Origin of the sequence: Enterobacter sp. SGAir0187 (genome assembly GCF_002952735.2) — a bacterium.
GTDB classification, from domain to species: Bacteria; Pseudomonadota; Gammaproteobacteria; order Enterobacterales; family Enterobacteriaceae; genus Enterobacter; species Enterobacter quasiroggenkampii.
Genome location: NZ_CP025034.2, coordinates 1,932,790 through 1,953,974 on the forward strand (window position 1 = coordinate 1,932,790; position 21,185 = coordinate 1,953,974).

Consider the following 21,185-nt stretch of genomic DNA (forward strand, 5'->3'; position numbering starts at 1 on the left):
AAAATGACTACGACGGTCACAAAACATTACGCCCGAAAATAAATAAGCACAAAAAATATAGAAAAATTAATAATAGATAATTTTGATTTATATAATTTTTATATAAAAGCCAAGTGTCAGGCAGAAAATGCGTCTCTCCCCTTACACCAGTTTTGCACTTTTGGTTCACTTGCCTCTATCCTTAACCCATGGAAAAAATAGCTGAACTCAAACGCGCCAAGCTGCTGGCGCTGTCGCTGCTGCTGGTTGCCGCCGCGGCCTTTATCACCACCCTGTTCCTGCCGCAGACCTTCTGGGTGCGCGGCGTCAAGGCCATTGCCGAGGCGGCAATGGTCGGCGCGCTGGCGGACTGGTTTGCGGTCGTCGCGCTGTTCCGCCGGGTGCCGATTCCCTTTATCTCCCGCCATACGGCGATCATCCCGCGAAATAAAGACCGGATCGGCGACAATCTCGGCCAGTTCGTGCAGGAAAAATTTCTGGATACCCAGTCGCTGGTGGCGTTGATCCGCCGCTATGAGCCCGCACAGATGATTGGCGCCTGGTTCAGCAAGCCCGACAACGCCCAGCGCGTCGGGCTGCATCTGATGCAGGTGATGAGCGGTTTTCTCGAACTCACCGACGACGGGCGCATTCAGCGCCTGCTCAAACGCGCTGTGCATAAGGCCATCGACAAGGTCGACTTCACTGAAACCAGCGCCGCGATGCTGGAGAGCATGACCAAAAACAACCGCCATCAGGTGCTGCTGGACACCATCATCAACCGACTGATTACCCTGATTCAGCGGGAAAGCACGCGGGACTTTATCGCCGACCAGATCGTCCACTGGCTCAAAACCGAGCATCCCCGCAAGGCGATGGTGCTGCCCACCGAGTGGCTGGGCGATCAAAGCGCGGAGATGGTGTCAAACGCGGTGAACACGCTGCTGGACGATATCAGCCATGACCGCACGCACCAGATCCGCCAGGCGTTTGACCGCGCCACGCTGAAGCTTATCGACAACCTGAAAAACGATCCGGAGATGGCCGCCAAAGCCGACAACATCAAGCATTACCTGAAAAACGATGAGGCGTTTAATCGCTATCTGGGCGAGATGTGGGCTGACCTGCGCCAGTGGCTGAAGGCGGATATGCAGAGTGAGGACTCGCGCGTGAAGCAGCGCATCGCCAACGCCGGGCTGTGGTTCGGTGAAACGCTGACGAACGACGCGAACCTGCAGGCCTCGCTGAACGAGCATCTGGAGCAGGCCGCGCACCGCCTCGCGCCGGATTTTGCCGCGTTCCTGACGCGCCACATCAGCGACACGGTCAAAAGCTGGGACGCCAAAGACATGTCCCGCCAGATTGAGCTGAACATCGGCAAAGACCTGCAGTTCATCCGCGTCAACGGTACGCTGGTGGGCGGGACGATTGGCCTGATCCTGTTTTTACTCTCGCAGCTGCCTGCCGTGCTGGGACATTAATCCGCTTTGGGCGGCGCGATGACGTAGCGCGTCGCCTCGAAACGGTTCAGAATCAGGTGCACCAGAAAGACCATCGTCAGCGTTGCGACCAGCGAAAAGGTCACGGAGGTGATGCGGTAGAGATCGCTGAACACCAGGTCAGTGTCCGGGTGCATGTTCTGCCCGAACATTATCCCGATGGTGGTAATGCTGGAGAAGCCCACGCCCGCCCCCACCTTCTCCATCACGTGGAGTCGCGCACCAAACGCCAGCCCAAGGCCGATCAGCGGCATCATCAGCAGCATATGGCTGCTGTGATCGTAGAGGATCAGCTGCACCACCAGAATATAGAGACAGCCCAGCACCACGCCGACCACGCGCCAGATGGAGCTCATCACCGCGCCGCGATAGTGCATCGGGAACAGGATCAAAATCCCTGCCATCAGCGCCGAAAGCGAATCGCTTAAGTCGCTGATCTGAAAAACGACGAATATCAGCGTCGCGACGGTGCCGGAGAGCAGCGACTCGTGGCGCACACGGGCGTCGTCTTTCTCAATCAGCGGGGGCGGCTTGCGGGGCTCCACGTCCGGCAGAAGATAGTTCATCAGCGCACTCAGGCACACCGCCATTACGCTCGCTTCGATGTTGGAAAACAGCAGCGTGTGCCAGTTGGTGGTGGGGTAGCTCATAAAGTTGAGCATCACGCTCTGGCACACCACGCCCATCGAACCGAACAGAAACAGCGGGCCTTTACTCATAAAGCGAAAGCGCATCACGTACAGGGCAAACACCACCAGCGTCATGATGATCGGCCATTGCGACAGATAGCCGATGATAATCACCATTTCAACGCAGTTGAGCGATGCGCTGAAGATAAACTGCTTCGCCACGTGGCGGTTAAACACCGGCACCAGCGAGAGCAGCATGATCGGATAGACCACGAAAAAGACGCCGTAGCTGGTGTTGTAGAAACTGGAGATGCTGAGCGCAATCATCCCGGCAAAGACGATGCGCAGGGTCTGGCGAAAGTCGTTTGCCGTGTAGACGATGTTGCCGTGCGGGGTAAAGACCCGCGCCAGGGTACTAATAGACATAGTGAAGCAGGCTTACCAGGTGGATCTGCATCCCGGAGAAGAAGCGCGCAAACGGCCCTTCGCTGTTGTAGAGCTGCACGGTCGCGCGGGCGCCGGTCGGCAGATGCTTCGGCAGCGCCTCGTCCAACGTCACGTGAATGCGCATGCGCTGAGCGTCGCGCACCCAGCGGTTAGAGGTTTCCGGCTCGGAGAGCTGGCCGTTAACGGCCTCCTGACCTGCCAGGATCCCCGCGTCGCTGCTGGTGACGTGGGCGCGGAAAACGTGTCCCGGGAAGGCGTCAAACACCACGGCCGCATCAGTGCCCTGATGGGTATGGCGCAGGCTCTTCTCACGGAAATCGGCCACGATATCGGTCTGGTTGTTCACCAGCGCCAGCGCGGCGGAACCGGATGAAGCATAGAAGCCGGGGCTCAACTGCAGGTTACTGATCGTACCGTCCGCCTGGGCGTAGACCTTCGTCCAGCCGAGATTCAGCTCTGCTTCATCCAGCGCGTTACGGTATTTTTGCAGCGTCACGTTGCGGTGCTCGTCCCGCTCGCCGCGCTGGATACGCAGGTTCTGGATGTTGGCCTGAATGGAACTGACGGACTGTTCGCTGCTCTGCCAGGTGGTGCGGACTTTATCCAGATCCGCCTGCGAGACGTTCTGCAGCGTGCTCAGCTTCTGGTAGCGGTCAAAGGTCACTTTGTCGTTACGTGCGGTCAGCACGGCGGTTTTCAGACTGGCCTGCGCGGCGGCGATCTGCGCATCCAGCTGTTCGTTGGACAGGCGTGCCTGCTCGAGCGCGATTTGCGCCGCTTCCACCTTATTGCGAAACGGCGTGTCATCGAGCTCAAACAGCAGATCGCCTCTCTTCACCAGGCTGTTGTTGTGCACATGCACCGCCGCCACGTAGCCGGAGACGCGCGGAGACACCGGCGTCACCACGCGCATCACGGTGGAGTCCGGCGTCAGCGGGATCCAGATATCCGCGACGATAAAGTAGACAAACATCAGCAGGAAAGAGGCAATACTCACCCTTACCCAGCGGGCAAACTTTTGTTCAGGGGTCATTATTTTTCGGTCTTGTTATCTTCTTCGCGGATTGTCCGCAAATTGCAGGCGATTTGATTCAACGTGGCGCTGAAAATGTCGAGATGTTCCGGCGCGATGTTTTGCGATACGCGCGCCTGATACGTCTCAATCACCTGAGTGAGCCTTTGTAACAGGGCTTTTCCCTCAGACGTCAGCGTCAGAAGCCGGATGCGCTTGTCATAAGGCGATACGGCGCGCAGCAGGTATCCCTGCTTTTCCAGCTGTGTCAGGGTGCGCATCAGCGGCGGCAGTTCAATGCCCTGCACCTCCGCCAGCTCACTCATTGAGACGTTATCCCCGAGCTGATGAAGCTGCATCATCACCGTCCAGCTCGACTGGGTTAGCCCGGTATCGAGAATGGCCTCGTCGATGACGGCACGCCACTGGCGCACAATCATCGCCATCCGCATGCCCATCGGTCTGCGGCAGAACAGTTCTTCTTCACTCATGGGGAAACCTCTCGTCACACACGGTCAAGATAATAGTTATCAGGGTAACTATCAAGAAACGAGAGGCGAAAGCGCAGGAATTGCGAAAAGGGTGTTCTCCCTCTCCCTGTGGGCTGAGGGATCCCCACAAAATAATACCAGCACGGACGACCCCCTCTCCCTTGAGGGAGAGGGCTGGGGTGAGGGGGAACATACGGCTCTGGTGGTCATTCCGTTCACTTTATGTTCCTTGCTACTCTGTAAGGACATGGCCGGTGAACGTGCCAGGGCGGCTCAATCGCCACCGCCCTGGCGACCCGGGCTCCCGGCGGTAAATCGCCGCTTCGCGGTGCCTTCGGCTTATTCCTTCCGGCTTTTCGGGGACGGGCGGAGGTAACGTCCCTGTAAAGCCCGCCCTCTCGGCGCATCCATGCGCCTCGCCCCGGCCTACAGGAAACGCCTCAGCGATTTACAGCCGGACCTGGACATCGCTGTAAGTTATTCATTTCTCTGAAGCAATGTTCATCGCTTCAGGAAAAAAATTACTGGGGATCCCTCAGCCCTGTGGGAGAGGGTCGGGGTGAGGGCCCCAGCCCGCAGTGAAGTTTAGCGGCTAAAATGTCTCCTGACGGCACTTTTTCCCGATGTCGTCACAACCACCTCCCTGTACCCCGCCACCCGCTGGATCCACCCTTTGCTTTCCAGATGAATAAGCAGCGCCGCGCCAGCTTCGCCTCCGAGGTGAAACCGCCGCTCGCTCCAGTCCAGGCAGGCGCAGCAGGCCTTCCGGCGCGGATGCGCGCTTAACGAAATGCCGAGCGTCAGGAACTGCTCCCGGCCATAGAGTGTCAACGCTGAACCGTCAGCCTCCAGCCAGCCTTCCGTCTGCATGAAATCATAGATCTGCACCGCCACCGCGCCTGCGAGATGGTCGTAGCAGGTCCGGGCTTCACGCATGGCTTGCGGTGCGGTGGTTTCCGGCGGGGTAATGCGGCTCCACGAAAGCCCCATCATCTGCTCCACCAGCGCCGCCACGTCGTGCCCGGCAAGGCGATAATAGCGATGCCGCCCTTGCGACAGGCAGGTTATCAGTTGCCCTTCAAGCAGTCGGGCGAGATGCCCGCTGGCGGTCGACGGTGCGACATCTGCCGCCGCGCTCAGTTCGGTGGCCGTCCACGCCCGTCCGTCCATTAGCGCACAGAGCATCTTCACGCGCGACGGATCGGCCATTGCTGCCGCCACCGCGGCAATCGCCTTTTCCAGCATCGCGCTGTTATCAGGGGGTAAACTCGTCTTAAGCATGGGCCGCCCAGGGTTCGGTGATCTCTGCGGCCAGCTTATCATCATCCGTCAGCAGAATAAGGTGATTCGCATGGTCGCTGTACTGAGTCAGGATAGACACACCGCGTGCCGCCAGCGCCGCTGCGATCTCGCCCAGCTCGCCAGGGCGTTCCTGCTTAAGCTTTCTGATCACCGGCTGTCGCACCGCCTGCACGGTAAACCCGGCGTCGAGCAGCACGCGTCGCGCTTTTTCCCCGTCTTCCACCAGGAAATGGGCATGTGTACCAAATACGCCACCGCCCTCCAGCCCCACGCCGCTGCGGCCCAGCAGCTGTCCAAAGCGCGCCAGTTCACCCGGGATATCGCGAAAAATGACATGAACGTCATACATCGGCATGCCCTCCGGTTTCAGAGGTATATTCCCGCACGACCTGCGCTACCCGAATGCGGTAGTACGCAAAAATTGACTCACGCCCTTCGGCCTGCGCCGCCTGATGAAACACGTTCTGCTTCCAGCGGCGGACGGCCTCTTCATCACGCCACCAGGAAAGGGAGAGGATTTTGCCGTCGGTGGTCAGGCTCTGAAACCGTTCGATATCAATAAAGCCGTCGATGTCCGCCAGCAAAGGCTTGAGTTCGGCGGCAAGCTGAAGATAGCGCGCCTGATGGGCAGGCGCGGCTTTGGCTTCGAAAAGGACTGCGATCATGGTTTTCTCTCCGTTGTGATGTTGGGGAGAGAATGCAGGAGGGAAAAGCACAATGCTTCGGCAAGGAGCGAAGTATTGTGCCGGATGGCGCTGCGCTTATCCGGCCTACGGCTCAGGTAGGCCCGGTAAGCGCTGCGCCACCGGGCAGGTTTTAGCCCACCATCGACCTCGGCTCCATAAACGCCCGAATTCCCCACTCGCCCATCTCGCGTCCCAAACCGGAGTGCCTGAAGCCACCGAACGGCGCTTTCGGTTCATGGGCCAGGGTGTTCACCAGCACGCGACCGGAAACAATCTGCTGCGCCACGCGTCGTGCGCGGTCCACATCGCCGCCCAGCACCATCGCGCTCAGGCCGTAGTCGGTGTCGTTGGCAATGGCGATCGCCTCCGCCTCGTCACGATAGGGGATCACGCACAGCACCGGACCGAAAATCTCGTCGCGGGCAATGGTCATCCGGTTGTTCACGTCGGCAAACAGCGTCGGACGCACGAACCAGCCGTCCTGCGTGCCTTCCGGCCGACCTTCACCGCCCGCCAGCAGGCGTGCCCCCTCTTCGAGGCCTTTACGGATATAGCCCTGCACCCGCTGCCACTGCTTCTCGCTGACCATCGGGCCGACGTCTGTCGCACTGTTGCGCGGGTCGCCGGATTTCACCGCCGCCACGGCCTGCGCCAGCGCGGTTTCGATCTCCGCCTTACGCGAGTAAGGCACCAGAATGCGCGTCCCGGCCACGCACGCCTGCCCGCTGTTCATAAACCCGGCCTGAATTACCAGCGGGATCGCCTGCGCCAGATCCACGTCATCCAGCAGGATCGTCGGCGATTTCCCGCCTAACTCCAGCGTCACGCGCTTAAAGCTTTCCGCCGCGTTGCGCAGGATCGCCTTGCCGGTATGCGTCGAACCGGTAAACGAGATTTTTGCCACGTCCTGATGGCGGCTAATGGTTTCACCTACCGTCTCGCCGCGCCCGGTGACGATATTAAATACCCCTGGCGGTAATTCAGCATCGCGCAGCGCTTCAGTGACGATCCGGGTTTGCAGGGCGCTCATTTCACTCGGCTTGATCACCGCCGTGCAGCCTGCGGCGAGCGCGGCCGCCAGCTTGCCGCAGATAAACCCCGCGTCGCTGTTCCACGGCGTAATCAGCCCGGCCACGCCGAGCGGCGTCATCTGCACCGTTGCGGCACCTGCGGGGGTGACAAACTCAAACGCCTCCAGCGCCTCGATGGCCTGCGCAATCACCTCTGCCGGATAGCTTGCCATCCATGCCGAGCGCGAGGCGGGCGCACCGTACTCTTCAATGACCGCTTCCAGCAGATCGTCGTGACGGGCGGCCACGGCGGCGTGCATACGTTTTAGCGCCGCGATGCGTTCCTGCTTTGTGGTCTGCGACCACGCCGGAAACGCCGCTTTCGCCGCCGCAATGGCGCGCGCTGCGTCGACCTCATCCGCCAGACGAACCTGGCCGATGACCCGCGCCGTCGCCGGGTTGTACAAATCAAACCGTTCGGTACCGTGCGGGGTAACAAACGCGCCGTTAATAAAGATCTGTTCGATAGTGTGCATATAACCCTCCTCAGGCTGTGTAAGACCAGTCTGGCATGGCTTCTCCGTTGCGATAATCCACGCTATGCTGCAAGGGTTGTTTCGATTTTCAGGATAATCTATGCATCGTTCAGGTCTGACAGAGCTGGAAGTGGTGATAGCGGTGGTGCGACGCGGCAGCTTTCGCGGCGCAGCGCAGGAGCTGGGGATGTCCGCCACGGCGGTCAGCAACGCCATCGCCGGGCTGGAGAGCCGCCTTGAGACGCGACTTTTCAACCGCACCACCCGCAGCGTGGCGCTTACCGACGCCGGACAGCGCTACGTGGCGCGTATCGGCCCCGCCCTGCAGGAGATCCGTCTCGCCAGTGAAGAGATCCACAGCGACACCGGAGAACCCGCCGGCACGCTGCGTCTGAACGTGCCAAACCATATCGGCACGCTGTTTCTGGACCAACTGCTGATCGACTACATGATCCGCTACCCGAAAATGCGCGTGGAAACGGTGAGTGAAGCAAGGATGATCGACATCGTTGCCGAAGGCTATGACGCAGGGATCCGCCTCGAAGAGTCCGTGCCGCAGGACATGATCGCCGTGCCGCTGACCGGTGAGATCCGCCAGCTCGTCACCGCCACGCCGGCGTATTTTGCACGTCACGGCATACCCGAGACGCCGGACGATCTGCTTTCACATCAGGGGATCGGCATGCGTATGGCTCACGGTGGGATCTACCGCTGGGAGCTGGCCCGTCGGGGGGAAACGTACGCGCTTGCCGTGCCGCCGCGCTTTGCGACGTCCGATCTTTTTGCCTCGATCCGCGCCGTGAAAGCGGGATTAGGGGTGGGATTTTTACCGGAACTCTATATTCGGGACGAGCTGAAAAGCGGGGAGCTGGTGAGCGTCTTAAACGACTGGGCGCAGCCGTTTGCCGGGCTGCGCCTGTATTACCCAGGCCATCGCCACGTTCCGCCAGGACTGCGGGCGCTGGTGGCGATGGTCCGCGAGCGCGGGATTATTCCAGGTTAGCCTTATTCAGCCCGTACGCCGCATCCAGCGAACCGGGCGCCATGCGGGAGGTGATCCCCAGACGGTTCCAGGCGTTGATCGCCACGATGGCGAAGTTCAGCTCTGAAATCTCCACGTCAGAGAAGTGCTCCGCCACGCTGCGGTACAGCGCGTCACTCACCCCGTGAACGCCAATCTGGGTCAGCGCTTCGGTGAACGCCAGCGCCGCTTTCTCGCGGGCGCTGAACAGCGGAGACTCGCGCCAGGCCGCCAGATGGTACAGGCGCAGTTCGCGCTCGCCGGCGATTTTGGCCTCTTTTGAGTGCATATCCAGACAGAACGTACAGCCGTTCAGCTGCGACACGCGAATGTCGATCAGGTGCTTCAGCGCCGGGTCGATGGAGGTTTTTGCCACCTCCATACTCAGAGCGGACAGGGCGTTGGCGAGGGCAGGTGTAACTTTATGGTGGTTGACGCGAGTGCTCATGGTCTTTCCTCTTTTTGTGCGGCATATGTCATGCGATGAGGCAAATCTACGCCGTTCATGACATAGTAAAAAGATACAAAAAGCGTGAAACGAGGTAGGACATGAAGCCGGGCTATCACGAGATTTATTCCCGCTATCGCGACAACATCACGCGCGGCGTGCTGAAGCCGGGCGACAGGGTGCCAGCCATCCGCGTGCTGGCGGAAGAGCTGAAGGTGGCGCGTAAAACCGTCGAAACGGCGTACGCCATATTGACGGGTGAAGGGTATCTGGTGAGCCAGGGCGCGCGCGGCACGCGGGTTAACCCGGATTTACTGCTGCCGGATAAGACTGCCCCTGCGGAGCAGCCTACCGGAGCGCTTCCGGCCTCGCTCATCAGCCAGCGCGAGCGGGCCGGGTTTCTGCGTCCCGGCATCCCCGCCCTCGACAGCTTCCCGTATAAAAAGTGGCTGCTGCTGGCGGGCCAGGCGACGCGGGCTATGCGACAGGAGGAGATGCTCAACCCGCCCGTTCTGGGGTGGTATCCACTGCGCCAGGCCATCGCCAGCTACCTCAATATCTCGCGTGGGTTGTCCTGCAGCGCCGAACAGGTGCTGATCACCAGCGGCTACAGCGGCAGCCTGCGGCTGATCCTCGATACCCTCGCCAGCCGCAGCGACAAGGTGGTGTTTGAGGATCCGGGCTATTTTATGGGCCAGCAGCTGCTGAAGCGGATCGTGCCGCGGCTTCACACGGTGCCGGTCGATCGCAGCGGCATCGACACGGAATACCTGCTTCGTCACCATAGCGACGCCCGTTTTGCCATCGTCACCCCGTCGCACCAGAGCCCGCTGGCGGTGACGCTCTCCCTGCCGCGTAAACAGCAGCTGCTCGACTGGGCCAGCCAGAACGCGGCGTGGATTATTGAAGACGATTACGACGGAGAGTTTCACTACACCCGCAAGGTGCTGCCGTCGCTGAAAAGCCTCGACCATCACGACCGGGTGATCTTTATGGGCACCTTCAGTAAAACCATTATGCCGTCGCTGCGCATGGGCTACGTGGTGATGCCCGCCAGTACCGTCGGCGCCTTTACCGACTGCGCAGACATCACCACCAGCGGCCAGCCGGTGCTGACGCAAAAGATCCTCACCGCATTTCTCAACGAAGGGCATTTTTTCCGTCATCTGAAAAAGATGCGCGCGCTGTATCAGACCCGCCGCGACTGGATGATTGCCGCCCTGCAGGAGGTGTATGGCGATCTGTTTTTCACCGAGCAAAACGACGGTGGGATGCATATCGTGGCGTTCCTGACCAAAGGAAGCCGTGACCGGGAAGTGGCGCGCTGCTGGCAGGAACAGCAGCTCCAGGTCAATGCGCTTTCGGAGTGGTACCGCGGTTCCGGGAAGCGCTACGGGCTGGTGATGGGCTATAACAACGTGCGGTCGTATCAGGAGGCGCTGGAATTGCTGGAAAGGCCGAAATGGCAGACGTTTACGCTGTTGCGCTAAACATCGCCGGGTGGCGGCTTCGCCTTACCCGGCCTACTCGATCCCGTAGGTCCGGTAAGCGAAGCGCCACCGGGCGATAAATACCTCACACATCATGCCGCGACAACCCAACGTCCTTGAGCTGCTCGTCGCTCATCTGGCTCAATATGCGGCGGGTGCGGTTGATGCGATACCAGTTGCAGATCGTTTTCCCGATCCAGACGAACACAATAAACGGACGTTTTGAACGATTCTCGTAGAATTCCATGATGCTCTCCTCACTGTGTCAGTGGGGTTATCATCCCGGAAATACACCCGTGCAATACAGATGCAAAAACACCTTTTGTTTAACATACAGATCCGCTAAAACAGTATCTGCATGGCAATTTTCGCAGCAATCTGTACTGGTTTTATAATCTGTATGGTGAAAACAAAGGATACAGCATGACACGCTACCAACATCTGGCCAATCTTCTGGCTGAACGCATTGAGCAAGGGCTGTATCGCAGCGGCGAACGTCTGCCGTCGGTGCGCACGCTGAGCCAGGAGCACGGCGTGAGCATCAGCACCATACAGCAGGCCTACCAGATCCTCGAAAACCTCCAGTTGATCACGCCTCAACCGCGATCCGGCTATTTTGTCTCACCGCGCAAAGCCCAGCCGCCCGTCCCGGCGATGACGCGCCCGGTGCAGCGCCCCGTGGACGTTACCCAGTGGGATGAGGTGATGATGCTGCTGGACGCCCGCGCCGACAAAGAGATGATCTCCTTTGGCGGCGGTTCGCCGGACATTAACCAGCCGAGCCTGAAGCCCCTGTGGCGCGAGATGAGCCGCATCGCGCAGCATAACCCCGGCGAGATGCTGAGCTATGACGTGCTCGACGGGCGCCTGGAGCTGCGCGAGCAGATCGCCCGCCTGATGCTCGACGGCGGCTCCACCGTCTCGGCAAGCGACATTGTCATTACCAACGGCTGCCACGGCGCGCTGTCTATCGCCCTGCTCTCGGTGTGTAAACCGGGGGATATCGTGGCGGTGGAATCGCCGTCGTTTCACGGCACCATGCAGATGCTGCGCGGGTTTGACATCAAGGCAATTGAAATTCCTACCGATCCCGAGACCGGGATCAGCATCGAAGCGTTAGAGCTGGCAATGGAGCAGTGGCCGATCAAGGCGGTGATCCTGGTGCCCAACTGCAATAATCCGCTCGGGTTTATCATGCCGGAGACGCGGAAAAAGCAGGTGCTGGCCCTCGCCCAGCGGCACGATATCGTGATTGTCGAGGATGATATTTACGGCGAGCTGGCGGCGGAGTACCCGCGCCCGCGCACCATTCATTCCATGGATATCGACGGCCGCGTGATCCTCTGCAGCTCGTTTACCAAAACCGTGGCGCCGGGCCTGCGCGTCGGCTGGATTGTGCCGGGACGCTACTACGACCGGGTGATGCACATGAAATACGCCGCCGGCGGATTTAACGTGCCGGGCACGCAGATGGCGGTGGCGGCGTTTATTCGCGACGGTCATTACCATCGTCACGTTCGCCGTATGCGCCAGATTTATCAGCAGAATATGGAAACCTACACCTGCTGGGTGCGGCAGTATTTTCCGGCAGAGATTTGCGTCACGCGCCCGCAGGGGAGCTTCCTGCTGTGGATTGAGCTGCCGGAGAAGGTCGATATGGTGTGCGTCAGCAAGCAGCTGTGCCGGCTGAAAATCCAGGCCGCGGCCGGGTCGCTGTTTTCCGCCTCCGGGAAGTACCGCAACTGCCTGCGGATCAACGTGGCGCTGCCACCGACGGAGAAGAATCGCGAGGCGTTGAAGAAGATGGGAGAGGCGATTGTGATTGCGATGGAGGAGGGCTAGAGCGGCCTGATGCCCTCACCCCAGCCCTCTCCCACAGGGAGAGGGAGAAAACCGGGCAGCACTACTCGTCGAAGTACCAGTATCCCTGGTTAATCAGCCCGGTGAGCTCCTCAACAAACGCCGGGTTTTTCAGCGCATCGCCCAGCTCGGTCTGACCGAGTTCGGTGTAGCGGCACAGCGCATCTGCCGCCTTCGCGTCTACCGTCTCCAGCTGTTCGCTGTTGATGAAGAAGCTGCCGTTGATGTTCAGCACGCGCAGGCCGCTCAGGCGAGACAGCGTTTCGCCGCCCTGCAGCGCGTCCAGCACCTCTTCCGGCGCGTACGGCGGTTCGGCGGCGGCGATATCCAGCTCGTGGCGCGGCGTGGAGACAAAACTGCCGAACCATTTTGTGAAATCATCCGGCTTGCTAATCATGTCGATCATCATCTGACGAATGCGATCCAGCTCGTACTGCTCGACGCGGCCAGGATGTTCGCGGCAGGTCAGATCCGGATCGCTGTAGTGCTCGCCGCCCAGATCGTTTTCCAGCGCGTAGTCGGCGAAGCTGCTGATCAGATCGCGACCGTTTGGCCCACGGAAGCCGACGGAGTAGTTGAGCGCCGTTTCATGGGTAAAGCCGTCGTGCGGGAATCCTGGTGGAATGTAGAGGATATCGCCCGGGGCCAGATCTTCGTCGATGATCGGCTCGAACGGATCCACGTGCAGCAGCGCCGGATGCGGGCAGAACTGACGCATCGGCAGCTTGTCGCCCACGCGCCAGCGGCGGCTGCCCATCCCCTGAATGATAAACACGTCGTACTGATCGATATGCGGACCCACGCCGCCGCCCGGCACGGAGAAGGAGATCATCAGATCGTCCAGACGCCAGTCCGGCAGGACGCGGAACGGACGCACCAGCTCCGCGGCGGGCATATGCCAGTGGTTCACCGCCTGCGCCAGCAGCGACCAGCCGGTTTCGCCCAGATCGTCAAAGTGCTCAAACGGACCATTGCTGGCCTGCCATTTACCGTTGAAATGGCTCACCAGACGGCTATCGACCTCCGGCTCCATTGCCAGACCCGCCAGCTCGTCCGGGGTAATCGGGTCGACAAAATTCGGGAAGGCATTTTTCAGCACAACGGGTTGCTTTTGCCAGTATTTCTCAAGAAATTCCGGCCAGTTCAGGTTCAGTTGATACGCCATGGGTAGCACCAGTGAGAAGGGAAACAGGCGCGATTATAGGCAAGAAGGCAGAGGGGGAACTTGTCATGGGTCAAACCAGCACGTGTAGGTCGGGTAAGGCGAAGCCGCCACCCGACACAAACACGCCGCGAAAACTTAATCCAGCTTCAGCTCGTCATAGTGGGTAATCAGTTTACCCACGATACCGTAGTCCAGCGCTTCCGCCGGGGACATCCAGAAGTTGCGGTCAGTGTCTTTTTTCACTTTTTCCAGCGGCTGGCCGGTGGCATCGGCGATCAGCTTGTTCACGCGATCCAGCATGCGGATGATCTCGCGCGCTTCGATCTCAATATCCGTCGCCTGACCGCGCACGCCGCCCAGCGGCTGGTGGATCATAAAGCGGGTATTTGGCAGCGAGTAGCGGTGCTCTTTTTTCGCGGCCAGGAAGATGGTGATCCCGGCGCTCGCCACCCAGCCGGTGCCAATGACGTGGACTTCCGGGCGGATGAATTTGATGAAGTCGTGGATGGTATCGCCCGCTTCCACGTGACCGCCCTGGCTGTTGATGTACAGCTTGATCGGATCGTTGCTGACGCTTTGCAGCAGGATCATCTGGGTGATCACTTTCTGCGCCAGCTCCTGGTTGATCTCACCGGAGATCACAATCGAACGAGACTCCAGCAGTTTTTGCTGCAGAGCGCCCGCGCCGTTTGAACCTTCCGCTTTTTCCTTGTCGCTCTCTTTCAGTGTGTAGTGCATTGTTATGTCCTCAGCATTTAGCGCTCAAAACCAGAGTGTAGCCTGTTTTACGGGGTAAAGTCCTCAGAGACAAAGCGCGAAAACAATGATGAAGACGACCCGGGCAAACCGTACACCAGTCGGCCACGGCTCGCTATACTTCCTCTTCATACGGTTATCATATTGTTAAATGATAATGATAGTTAATGTGTTAAGATGAAAGGCAGCATAAACAGTCTCTTACCTCACCGTTGGGGCTGTTTCCATTCTTTTAAATCAGCACCGGGGCGGTGAATGGAACACATTGTGTATGTGGTTGACGACGACGACGCGGTCAGGCAGTCCGTTCTCGGCTTGCTGGAATCTGCGGATTTAGACGCCATCGGCTTTTCATCGGCAGAAGCGTTTCTTCAGCACCGCTTTGAAGAGCTCCCTTCGTGCGTGGTCCTCGATATGCAGATGCCCACCATCTCCGGTTTTGATGTAGCAGATGCCCTCAAGGACAGCGGGCGCGAGATCCCGATTATTTTTCTCACCGGCCACGGCACCATTCCGATGTCGGTGCGCGCCATCAAAGGCGGCGCTTACGAATTTCTTACCAAACCCGTCGAATCCACCGCGCTCATCGACGCCATTGAGTCCGCGCTGCAGCTGGCGGAGAACAACGCCGAGCGCAATAAAGAGCACTACGCCCTGAAGCAGCGCCATCTCTCCCTCACGCCGCGCGAACACGAGGTGCTCACGCTGGCGATAAGCGGCATGCTGAACAAGCAAATTGCCGCCGAGCTGGGCGTCAGTGAGATCACGGTGAAGGTGCACCGTCGCCGCGTGATGGAGAAAATGCAGGTGCGCTCGGTTGCCGAGCTGGTCAGGGCCGTTGAGCGCCTGACCAAAAGCCAGCCCGCGGAGTAACGTTTACCCTTCCTGCGCCGCCAGCGGCAGCGCAAAGGCAAACACCGTGCCGTAAGGCTCCCGGCGGCGCGCACTCAGCTTCCCGCAGTGTCGCTCAATGATGCTGGCGCTGATGGTCAGCCCCATCCCCATCCCCTGTGGCTTGGTGGAGTAGAACGAGTCAAAAATCTGCTCCAGCCGCTCGGGCTCAATGCCGCTCCCGGTATCGGCGATCTCAACGATCGCTTTCCCGTCCGCGTTGCTGGTGCTGAGGGTGATAGTGCAGGCGCGATCCTTCACCTCGGCCATCGCCTCAACGGCGTTCATCACCAGGTTAAGCAGCACCTGCTGGATCTGCACGCTATCGCCGGTGATAAAGCTGTCCTGCGCCTTCAACAGGTAATCAACGCTAATGTGTCGCTGCTCCAGCTCGCTGCGGGAGAGCGCGATGATATGGTGGATCAGATAGTGCAGATCGATGCGCGAGAAGGTGGGATCCTGCTTGCGCGTCAGGGACTGGATGCTGCGAATGATCTCCCCCGCCCGCGCGCCTTCCGCGGCGATCTCTTCCAGCCCTTCCCGCACTTTATCCAGCCGGGCCGGCTCCCGGCTGAGCCAGCGCAGGCTCGCTCCGGCGTTAGAGACGATCGACATCAGCGGCTGGTTGATCTCGTGGGCGATGGAGGAGGTCAGCTGCCCGACGGTGGTGGCGCGGGACACCCTCGCCAGATCCGCCTGCGCCACCCGCATGGCATCCTCCGCGGCGCGCTGGCTGGTGATATCGGTGATGATGCCGTAATACTCGTTCACCTCGCTGCCCACGCCCACCGGATCGCCAATGCCGAGGATATAGCGCGTTGAACCGTCGGTACGCTTGACCCGAAACTCCGCGCGCATGGAGAGCCCTTCGCGCACGCTCTGCGTGACGATGGTGCTGATGCGGGCGTAGTCGTCTTCGTGAACGAAGGTCAAAAACTCCGCCATGGAGATCATCTTTTGCTGCTCGGGCAGGCCGAGGATGCGGGCGTACTCCTCCGAGACAAACATCAGATCCTGCTCCAGCTCCCAGCGCCAGCTGCCGGTGTGGCTGATCTGCTCGCCCAGCATCAGCGAGGTCTGGCTGGCGCGCAGCTCTTTTTCCACCCGACGGCGCTGGATGTTCTCCGCCAGCAGCTCGGCATAGAGCCGCGCCGTCTCCAGGGATACCGCTGCCTGTGCGCCCAGCAGGCTGACCACGCGAGAATGCTCGGCGGTGAAGACTTCCGGCATCAGGCGGTTTTCCAGGTAGAGCACGCCCACCAGCCGCGCCTGTTTGAACATCGGGACGCACATGACGGCCGCCCCCGAGGTCACCAGATAGGGATCCTGACTGAAGGGGTGAAACTCCTCCGGCTTACCGGTGCGGATCTCCTGCCCGGTGCGGATCACCGCCGCCAGCACCGACAGGGGCATGTCGGTCGCCGTCGGCACGTCTTTCAGGATCCGCACCCGCACGCCGTCGGTGCTGGTCCAGGCGCTGGCCTCGATTTCCGGGATCAGGTTATCGCTCACGCGAAGCAGCAGGCCGCGCTGCGCCCCGGCGCGTTCGAGGAGGATCGTCATCATGTTTTCGATTAAGCGCTCAAGATTGATCTCTTCCGACAGCGCGCGGGAGGCTTTGATGACGCTCTGCAGATCGCGGATGGTCTCGTTCTGGGCGAACGCCACCGTGTCATAGGCACTCGCCTGCCCGGAGGCCAGCAGATGCGGGAAATCCTGCTCCAGCTGGCGCACCTTGGCCTGCGCGCCCGCCCGGCCCCAGGCGGCAATTGCGCCGCGGAAGTGTGCGTCCGAGGCGGTTGGGTAGCCGCAGGCCAGCGCAAAGCGGCCCGCCAGCTCGTGGGCCAGGGCATTAATCGGATTAAACCCGCCCTCGCGGGAGAGCCGGACCGCCTTCTCATATTGCTCAAGCGCAATGCTGTTCATCCCGTCCAGACGCACGATTTCGGCGTAGATCAGCGCCTCTTTATCCGCGAACGTGCCGGGATTAATACGCGCCCAGAGGGCGATTTTGTCGTAGTGGGCGTGAATGCTGCGGCGGTGGTTCGCCGAGAAGGTCTCCGGCGTCAGCTGACGTGACAGCGCCAGCGCGCTGTAGAGATGGTAGTCCAGCAGATGGATGTGCCCCGGCGCAGACCACGCGTACCACCCCGCCATCTCCAGATCCGCCTGTGCGTCGGCATACTCGCCGCAGGTAAAGTGGGCCATGCCGCGGTAGAGCCAGTACCAGAACAGCATGGTGGAGGTCTGCTCCGGCGCCTGCTCCGGCGACGCGGGCAGCAGCGCCTCCGGCAGCACCTGCGATGCGGTCCAGGTGCCGATAACCGGCGTGCGCAGGAACTCAACGTAGCCGCGCTGGACCATCAAAATGGTCTCCACGTCCTGGAAGTGGGTTTTACGCACGAACGCCAGGCCGCGATCGATGCTGGTCAGCACCCCGTCCAGGTGATCGCCCCGGGAGAGGAAGTTAATCACCTGGTGGCAGGCCGCAAAGCAGGCCATCGTCATATCCCCGTGGGTCACCGCCGAGGTAAAGCAGGCCTTCGCGCACTCGATGGTAAACGATAAAAGCTGGGTCCAGACGCTGAGCTGGTCGAGCGGCAGCAGGGTTTTAGCTTCGAATGCGTCGTAGCCGTGGCGATTGACCAGTTCGCGGGCCAGGGTGCCGTACTGGAAGCCGAGGCGGTACTCGGCGTAGCGGTGGCCCATCAGCACGCCAAACCAGGCCATCGCCGTGGTGGAGGCGCCGGTAATGCCGTGGTCGAGCGTCAGGTGCATCATGCGGCAAAGCAGTAAAAAGTGCAGGCGCGGACAGATGAAGCTGGCGCAAATGCTGGCGCTGTAAAGCAGGTTCATCACCGCTTCGGTTTCCGGGGTATCCATCCGCGAGAGCGGGGCAAACAGGGTTTGCGGCGCGTCGCCCGCGCGGTTACAGAAGTGTTCCCAGGCCTCGTCGCAGTCGGCATCTTCCGGATAGCGGCTAATCTGGATCCCGAAAATCCCCAGCCAGCAGAGCGCCGCCTCCAGCGCCAGGCGGCTGTCCGACTGGCGAATGTACACTTCCACCAGCAGATTGGCCGCCAGCGCCTTTTCGGTCAGCCCGCCGGGGCAGCCGAGAATGGCGTCACACAGCTCGCGGGTGCGCGCCAGATGCCCCAGCGCAAACTCGCAGCCCGCCTCTTCGATATCGAGCATAAAGTCTGACACCGTCCCGGCGTTGCCCAGCGCTCGGGCAGTCTGGATATAGCTCAGCGCCGAAAGGTAATCACCCGAACGTTTCGCGCGTCGCGCGGCCAGCAGGCTCAGCTCGCGAAACATCTGGCGCTGCGGGGCCGGCTGGATGCTGTCCAGCGCGGCCGTGACGTGATGTACGGCGCGAAACAGCAGCTCGTTCCCCGCCGCCTGCCGCGCGGCGTCGGCCAGCAGGCTGGCGGTGGTCAGATGAAGATGGCTTTTCTCATGCCGATCCAGCAGCGCAAAGGCGGCCTCCTGCACCCGGTCGTGGGTGAAGGAGTACGCTTTCTCCGTCAGCACGATCAGCTGCGCCATGACCGCCGGATGCAGCGCGTAGCGCATTTCCGCCATCGATATACCAACCACGCGGCAGATCATCTCCATTTCGCCCGTGCCGCCGAGGCAGGCAAGGCTGCCCAGCAGGCGACGCGTCTCGTCGGGCAACTCTTCCAGCTTCTCCAGCACCAGGGTGACGACGTTTTCGGTGTAATGCCGGGCGCGGATCGCCTGCAGATCGTAGTGCCACTTGTCCTGATATTTGTTGTGCACCACCAGCCCGTCATCGACGATGCGGCGGAAAAACTCGTGTACAAAGAGCGGGTTGCCCCCGGTCTTTTCATGGATCAGCGTGGCGAGGTCGGTCGTCGCCGTGCTGCGGGTACGAAACACCGTCCCCAGCCAGCGGGACACGGTTTTGACCGACAGCGCCTGCGGGACAATTTCGCTCGCGTGCTGCGCCGCCTCCGGCAGGCTCGCCAGCTGCTGTTGCAGTGCGGGTTCGGACAACGAACCGATGTCGCGGTGAGCGACCACCACCAGCAGCGGGATCGCGCCGCAGTTCACCAGCAGGTAGTTGAGCGTATGCAGGCTGGCGGCGTCGCTCCACTGGAGATCGTCGAGTACCAGCACCAGCGGGCAGCCCTGCGAGGCAAAGGTTTTCACCAGCGCCAGCACCATATGGCTGAAGCGCGCCCGGGCATCAATGGAAAACGTATCTGCCGGGAAGCGCGGTTTGCGCTCAAGCAGGAGGCCCAGCTCGGGCACGAGGCTCACGGCCAGCGCCTCGTGTCCTTCCAGGGCGCGAGAAAGACGGATTTTCCACTTCGCCACCTCGTCTGCCGGCAGGCCCAGCAGGTGCAGGGTCAGGGGGCGGAACGCGGAGCTTAATACGCCGTAGGGCAATGACGGTGAAAACTGATCCACTTTGCCCACCGCCAGCAGCACCGTACGCTGCTGGAGCGTTTTTAACGCCGTCGCAATGATGGAGGATTTGCCGATCCCCGACGGCCCGCCGATGGTCACCAGCTCCGGCACGCGGTTCTGCCCCACCCTCTCAAACGCGGCAATGACGTCATTCGCCTGCGGATGCGTCGCGAACAGCGAGTCTGCCAGAAGAATAGCCGGGGTGCGGTCCTGCTGGCCGGGGGTAAAGGCAACGATCTCGCCCTCACCGGTCAACGTCGCCTGGCAGCGGCGGAGGTCGGCAATCAGCCCGTCAACCGTCTGGTAGCGGTTATCGGGGTGCTTCTCCAGCAGCTTAAGGATGATGGTCGACAGCATTCCCGGCACATCCGGGCGTATCGCGTCCGGGGCCAGCGGCGCCGAGGCAATATGGTAATGCGCCCAGTTGGTCCGATCGTCCTCCCCCAGTTCAAACGGCAGGCGTCCGGTCAGGAGTTCATACAGCACCACGCCGAGGCTGTAGAGATCGCTGCGACCATCGACGGGGCGCTGGGTGCGGGAGGTGTGCTCAGGGGACATATACGCCGGCGTGCCGCCTGAAACGGCAAGCCGGGTCTGCGCGAAGGCGCCGGAGAGGCTGCATGAAAGGCCAAAGCTGCCCAGACGGCAGGTGGCATCGTGATGAACAAAAATATTGCCGGGCTTGATATCGCCGTGGATCAGGTTTTGCAGATGCATCTGGCGCAGAGGAACGCAGATCTGGATCGCCAGCTCGATAAAGCGCGCGATGCCCGAGATCGCCCTGCCCGCGCGCCGCGCCAGCAGCTCAAACGAAAACGGGGCGTACACCAGCGCGAAGCGTCCCCGGTACTGGGTGGACGCGACGGCGCGAATGGCCCAGCTATCCTGCAGCGCGTCACGCAGCGCAAACTCGTTTTTCAGCAGCCGGGTGGCCCGCTCTTCCTCTTCGTCGCTGACCGCGGTGGCGATAATGAACGAGCCGCCGGAATGAGGATGTCGCGCATGCATCCAGGCGATTCCGCCCTCCTGCGCCAGCACGGTAAAAATCACATCCTCTTTAAGGACAAAAACCCGCCCCTGGTGAAGATTTCCCTGGGCGGGCCAGAATGCAGGCTGCTCGTGTTCGTTCATCCGCGATCCTTATCGTCGGCGGGCCAGCTCCCGCTGAATATGATCCAGCAGAATATCGATGTTAATCGGCTTACGCAAAAAAGCAGCGGCGCCCAGACCGAGAGCGTACCGCTGCATATTTTCATCAGCATGACCGGAGATAAAGAGCACGGGCGGCGGCGGTACGGCCAGCAGCCGCAGCTTGTCAAACAGCTCAAGGCCGCTCATGCCCCGGAGCTTGATATCGGTGATCACCAGCGCCGCGCCGGACAGGGCAAGCGGATGGCTCAGAAATACCTCTGCCGAATCAAACGTGTCGGTTGAATAGCCTTCCGACTCCAGGAGATTACTCAACCCGCTGCGGACGGAACGTTCGTCATCAATGATGGCAATGCGCCACGGCAGCGTCATGCTGT

The 21,185-nt window shown here is 60.7% G+C and carries 18 protein-coding genes; 5 read left to right on the forward strand and 13 right to left on the reverse strand.

The genetic code is table 11. From position 1 onward, the window contains the following. Window positions 1–188: 188 nt before the first annotated feature. The gene (locus tag CWR52_RS09285; RefSeq protein ID WP_104949479.1) at window positions 189–1,460 is read left to right on the forward strand and encodes a DUF445 domain-containing protein; all 1,272 of its coding nucleotides are present in this window, start codon (window positions 189–191) and stop codon (window positions 1,458–1,460) included. Here CWR52_RS09285 and CWR52_RS09290 read toward each other — a convergent pair. From CWR52_RS09290 to CWR52_RS09320, 7 genes are all read right to left on the reverse strand, one after another. After that, window positions 1,457–2,533 carry a DUF2955 domain-containing protein gene (locus tag CWR52_RS09290; protein ID WP_048028649.1) on the reverse strand — a complete coding sequence of 359 codons (1,077 nt, stop codon included), beginning with the start codon at window positions 2,531–2,533 and terminating at the stop codon, window positions 1,457–1,459. The genes CWR52_RS09285 and CWR52_RS09290 overlap by 4 nt on opposite strands. Beyond that, window positions 2,523–3,590: an HlyD family secretion protein gene (locus tag CWR52_RS09295; protein ID WP_104949480.1), complete on the reverse strand. Its 1,068-nt coding sequence runs from the start codon at window positions 3,588–3,590 to the stop codon at window positions 2,523–2,525. The genes CWR52_RS09290 and CWR52_RS09295 overlap by 11 nt, the downstream gene beginning before the upstream one ends. Then, window positions 3,587–4,057, reverse strand: a complete 471-nt coding sequence (locus CWR52_RS09300; RefSeq protein WP_090419208.1) for a MarR family winged helix-turn-helix transcriptional regulator — start codon at window positions 4,055–4,057, stop codon at window positions 3,587–3,589. Before CWR52_RS09300 ends, CWR52_RS09295 begins: the two co-directional genes overlap by 4 nt. A 585-nt stretch (window positions 4,058–4,642) precedes the next feature. Beyond that, window positions 4,643–5,338, reverse strand: a complete 696-nt coding sequence (locus CWR52_RS09305) for an ArsR/SmtB family transcription factor (protein ID WP_104949482.1) — start codon at window positions 5,336–5,338, stop codon at window positions 4,643–4,645. Then, the gene (locus tag CWR52_RS09310; RefSeq protein ID WP_104949483.1) at window positions 5,331–5,708 is read right to left on the reverse strand and encodes an amino acid-binding protein; all 378 of its coding nucleotides are present in this window, start codon (window positions 5,706–5,708) and stop codon (window positions 5,331–5,333) included. Before CWR52_RS09310 ends, CWR52_RS09305 begins: the two co-directional genes overlap by 8 nt. Beyond that, window positions 5,701–6,024 (reverse strand): antibiotic biosynthesis monooxygenase family protein, encoded by a 324-nt coding sequence (locus CWR52_RS09315; RefSeq protein ID WP_023618387.1) that lies wholly within the window; start codon window positions 6,022–6,024, stop codon window positions 5,701–5,703. Before CWR52_RS09315 ends, CWR52_RS09310 begins: the two co-directional genes overlap by 8 nt. Window positions 6,025–6,175: 151 nt before the next feature. Continuing rightward, entirely contained in the window at window positions 6,176–7,591 is a 1,416-nt protein-coding gene (locus CWR52_RS09320) for an aldehyde dehydrogenase family protein (RefSeq protein WP_104949484.1), read from the reverse strand. A 100-nt stretch (window positions 7,592–7,691) separates the two neighbouring features. Between CWR52_RS09320 and CWR52_RS09325 the strand changes: the two genes are divergently transcribed. Further along, window positions 7,692–8,594 (forward strand): LysR family transcriptional regulator, encoded by a 903-nt coding sequence (locus CWR52_RS09325; protein ID WP_104949485.1) that lies wholly within the window; start codon window positions 7,692–7,694, stop codon window positions 8,592–8,594. Here CWR52_RS09325 and CWR52_RS09330 read toward each other — a convergent pair. After that, the gene (locus CWR52_RS09330; RefSeq protein ID WP_014882392.1) at window positions 8,581–9,060 is read right to left on the reverse strand and encodes a carboxymuconolactone decarboxylase family protein; all 480 of its coding nucleotides are present in this window, start codon (window positions 9,058–9,060) and stop codon (window positions 8,581–8,583) included. The two genes, CWR52_RS09325 and CWR52_RS09330, sit on opposite strands and share 14 nt — an antisense overlap. Before the next feature lie 101 nt (window positions 9,061–9,161). Here CWR52_RS09330 and CWR52_RS09335 point away from each other — a divergent pair, with 101 nt between their 5' ends. Continuing rightward, a complete protein-coding gene (locus CWR52_RS09335) occupies window positions 9,162–10,550 on the forward strand; it encodes a PLP-dependent aminotransferase family protein (RefSeq protein ID WP_104949486.1) in 1,389 nt (462 codons plus the stop codon). A gap of 85 nt (window positions 10,551–10,635) precedes the next feature. Here the strand turns inward: CWR52_RS09335 and CWR52_RS09340 are convergent, their stop codons facing one another. Next, the gene (locus CWR52_RS09340; protein ID WP_104949487.1) at window positions 10,636–10,797 is read right to left on the reverse strand and encodes a DUF1127 domain-containing protein; all 162 of its coding nucleotides are present in this window, start codon (window positions 10,795–10,797) and stop codon (window positions 10,636–10,638) included. A 176-nt stretch (window positions 10,798–10,973) separates the two neighbouring features. On the opposite strand from CWR52_RS09340, the gene CWR52_RS09345 reads away from it, so the two are divergent. Further along, on the forward strand, window positions 10,974–12,392 hold the full coding sequence (locus tag CWR52_RS09345) for a PLP-dependent aminotransferase family protein (protein WP_104949488.1): 1,419 nt from the start codon (window positions 10,974–10,976) through the stop codon (window positions 12,390–12,392). A gap of 61 nt (window positions 12,393–12,453) precedes the next feature. On the opposite strand, the gene CWR52_RS09350 is transcribed toward CWR52_RS09345, so the two are convergent. Further along, window positions 12,454–13,575 carry a cupin domain-containing protein gene (locus tag CWR52_RS09350; RefSeq protein ID WP_104949489.1) on the reverse strand — a complete coding sequence of 374 codons (1,122 nt, stop codon included), beginning with the start codon at window positions 13,573–13,575 and terminating at the stop codon, window positions 12,454–12,456. Between the two features lie 135 nt (window positions 13,576–13,710). Then, window positions 13,711–14,313 carry an ATP-dependent Clp protease proteolytic subunit gene (locus tag CWR52_RS09355; RefSeq protein WP_024909504.1) on the reverse strand — a complete coding sequence of 201 codons (603 nt, stop codon included), beginning with the start codon at window positions 14,311–14,313 and terminating at the stop codon, window positions 13,711–13,713. 273 nt (window positions 14,314–14,586) lie between these two features. On the opposite strand from CWR52_RS09355, the gene CWR52_RS09360 reads away from it, so the two are divergent. Beyond that, complete coding sequence (locus CWR52_RS09360; protein ID WP_104949490.1) at window positions 14,587–15,204, forward strand: response regulator transcription factor; 618 nt, start codon at window positions 14,587–14,589, stop codon at window positions 15,202–15,204. Window positions 15,205–15,207: 3 nt separating this feature from the next. Here CWR52_RS09360 and CWR52_RS09365 read toward each other — a convergent pair whose 3' ends face one another. Continuing rightward, window positions 15,208–20,790, reverse strand: coding sequence for a trifunctional serine/threonine-protein kinase/ATP-binding protein/sensor histidine kinase (locus tag CWR52_RS09365; protein WP_104949491.1), 5,583 nt, complete (start codon window positions 20,788–20,790; stop codon window positions 15,208–15,210). 9 nt (window positions 20,791–20,799) lie between these two features. Beyond that, entirely contained in the window at window positions 20,800–21,180 is a 381-nt protein-coding gene (locus tag CWR52_RS09370) for a response regulator transcription factor (protein WP_104949492.1), read from the reverse strand. Window positions 21,181–21,185: the final 5 nt, after the last annotated feature.

Coding starts and splice junctions, on each gene's coding strand:
- CWR52_RS09285 (WP_104949479.1), top strand. CDS start 189: ATGGAAAAAATAGCTGAACTCAAACGCGCCAAGCTGCTGGCGCTGTCG.
- CWR52_RS09290 (WP_048028649.1), bottom strand. CDS start 2,533: ATGTCTATTAGTACCCTGGCGCGGGTCTTTACCCCGCACGGCAACATC.
- CWR52_RS09300 (WP_090419208.1), bottom strand. CDS start 4,057: ATGAGTGAAGAAGAACTGTTCTGCCGCAGACCGATGGGCATGCGGATG.
- CWR52_RS09305 (WP_104949482.1), bottom strand. CDS start 5,338: ATGCTTAAGACGAGTTTACCCCCTGATAACAGCGCGATGCTGGAAAAG.
- CWR52_RS09310 (WP_104949483.1), bottom strand. CDS start 5,708: ATGTATGACGTTCATGTCATTTTTCGCGATATCCCGGGTGAACTGGCG.
- CWR52_RS09315 (WP_023618387.1), bottom strand. CDS start 6,024: ATGATCGCAGTCCTTTTCGAAGCCAAAGCCGCGCCTGCCCATCAGGCG.
- CWR52_RS09320 (WP_104949484.1), bottom strand. CDS start 7,591: ATGCACACTATCGAACAGATCTTTATTAACGGCGCGTTTGTTACCCCG.
- CWR52_RS09325 (WP_104949485.1), top strand. CDS start 7,692: ATGCATCGTTCAGGTCTGACAGAGCTGGAAGTGGTGATAGCGGTGGTG.
- CWR52_RS09330 (WP_014882392.1), bottom strand. CDS start 9,060: ATGAGCACTCGCGTCAACCACCATAAAGTTACACCTGCCCTCGCCAAC.
- CWR52_RS09335 (WP_104949486.1), top strand. CDS start 9,162: ATGAAGCCGGGCTATCACGAGATTTATTCCCGCTATCGCGACAACATC.
- CWR52_RS09340 (WP_104949487.1), bottom strand. CDS start 10,797: ATGGAATTCTACGAGAATCGTTCAAAACGTCCGTTTATTGTGTTCGTC.
- CWR52_RS09345 (WP_104949488.1), top strand. CDS start 10,974: ATGACACGCTACCAACATCTGGCCAATCTTCTGGCTGAACGCATTGAG.
- CWR52_RS09350 (WP_104949489.1), bottom strand. CDS start 13,575: ATGGCGTATCAACTGAACCTGAACTGGCCGGAATTTCTTGAGAAATAC.
- CWR52_RS09355 (WP_024909504.1), bottom strand. CDS start 14,313: ATGCACTACACACTGAAAGAGAGCGACAAGGAAAAAGCGGAAGGTTCA.
- CWR52_RS09360 (WP_104949490.1), top strand. CDS start 14,587: ATGGAACACATTGTGTATGTGGTTGACGACGACGACGCGGTCAGGCAG.
- CWR52_RS09365 (WP_104949491.1), bottom strand. CDS start 20,790: ATGAACGAACACGAGCAGCCTGCATTCTGGCCCGCCCAGGGAAATCTT.
- CWR52_RS09370 (WP_104949492.1), bottom strand. CDS start 21,180: ATGACGCTGCCGTGGCGCATTGCCATCATTGATGACGAACGTTCCGTC.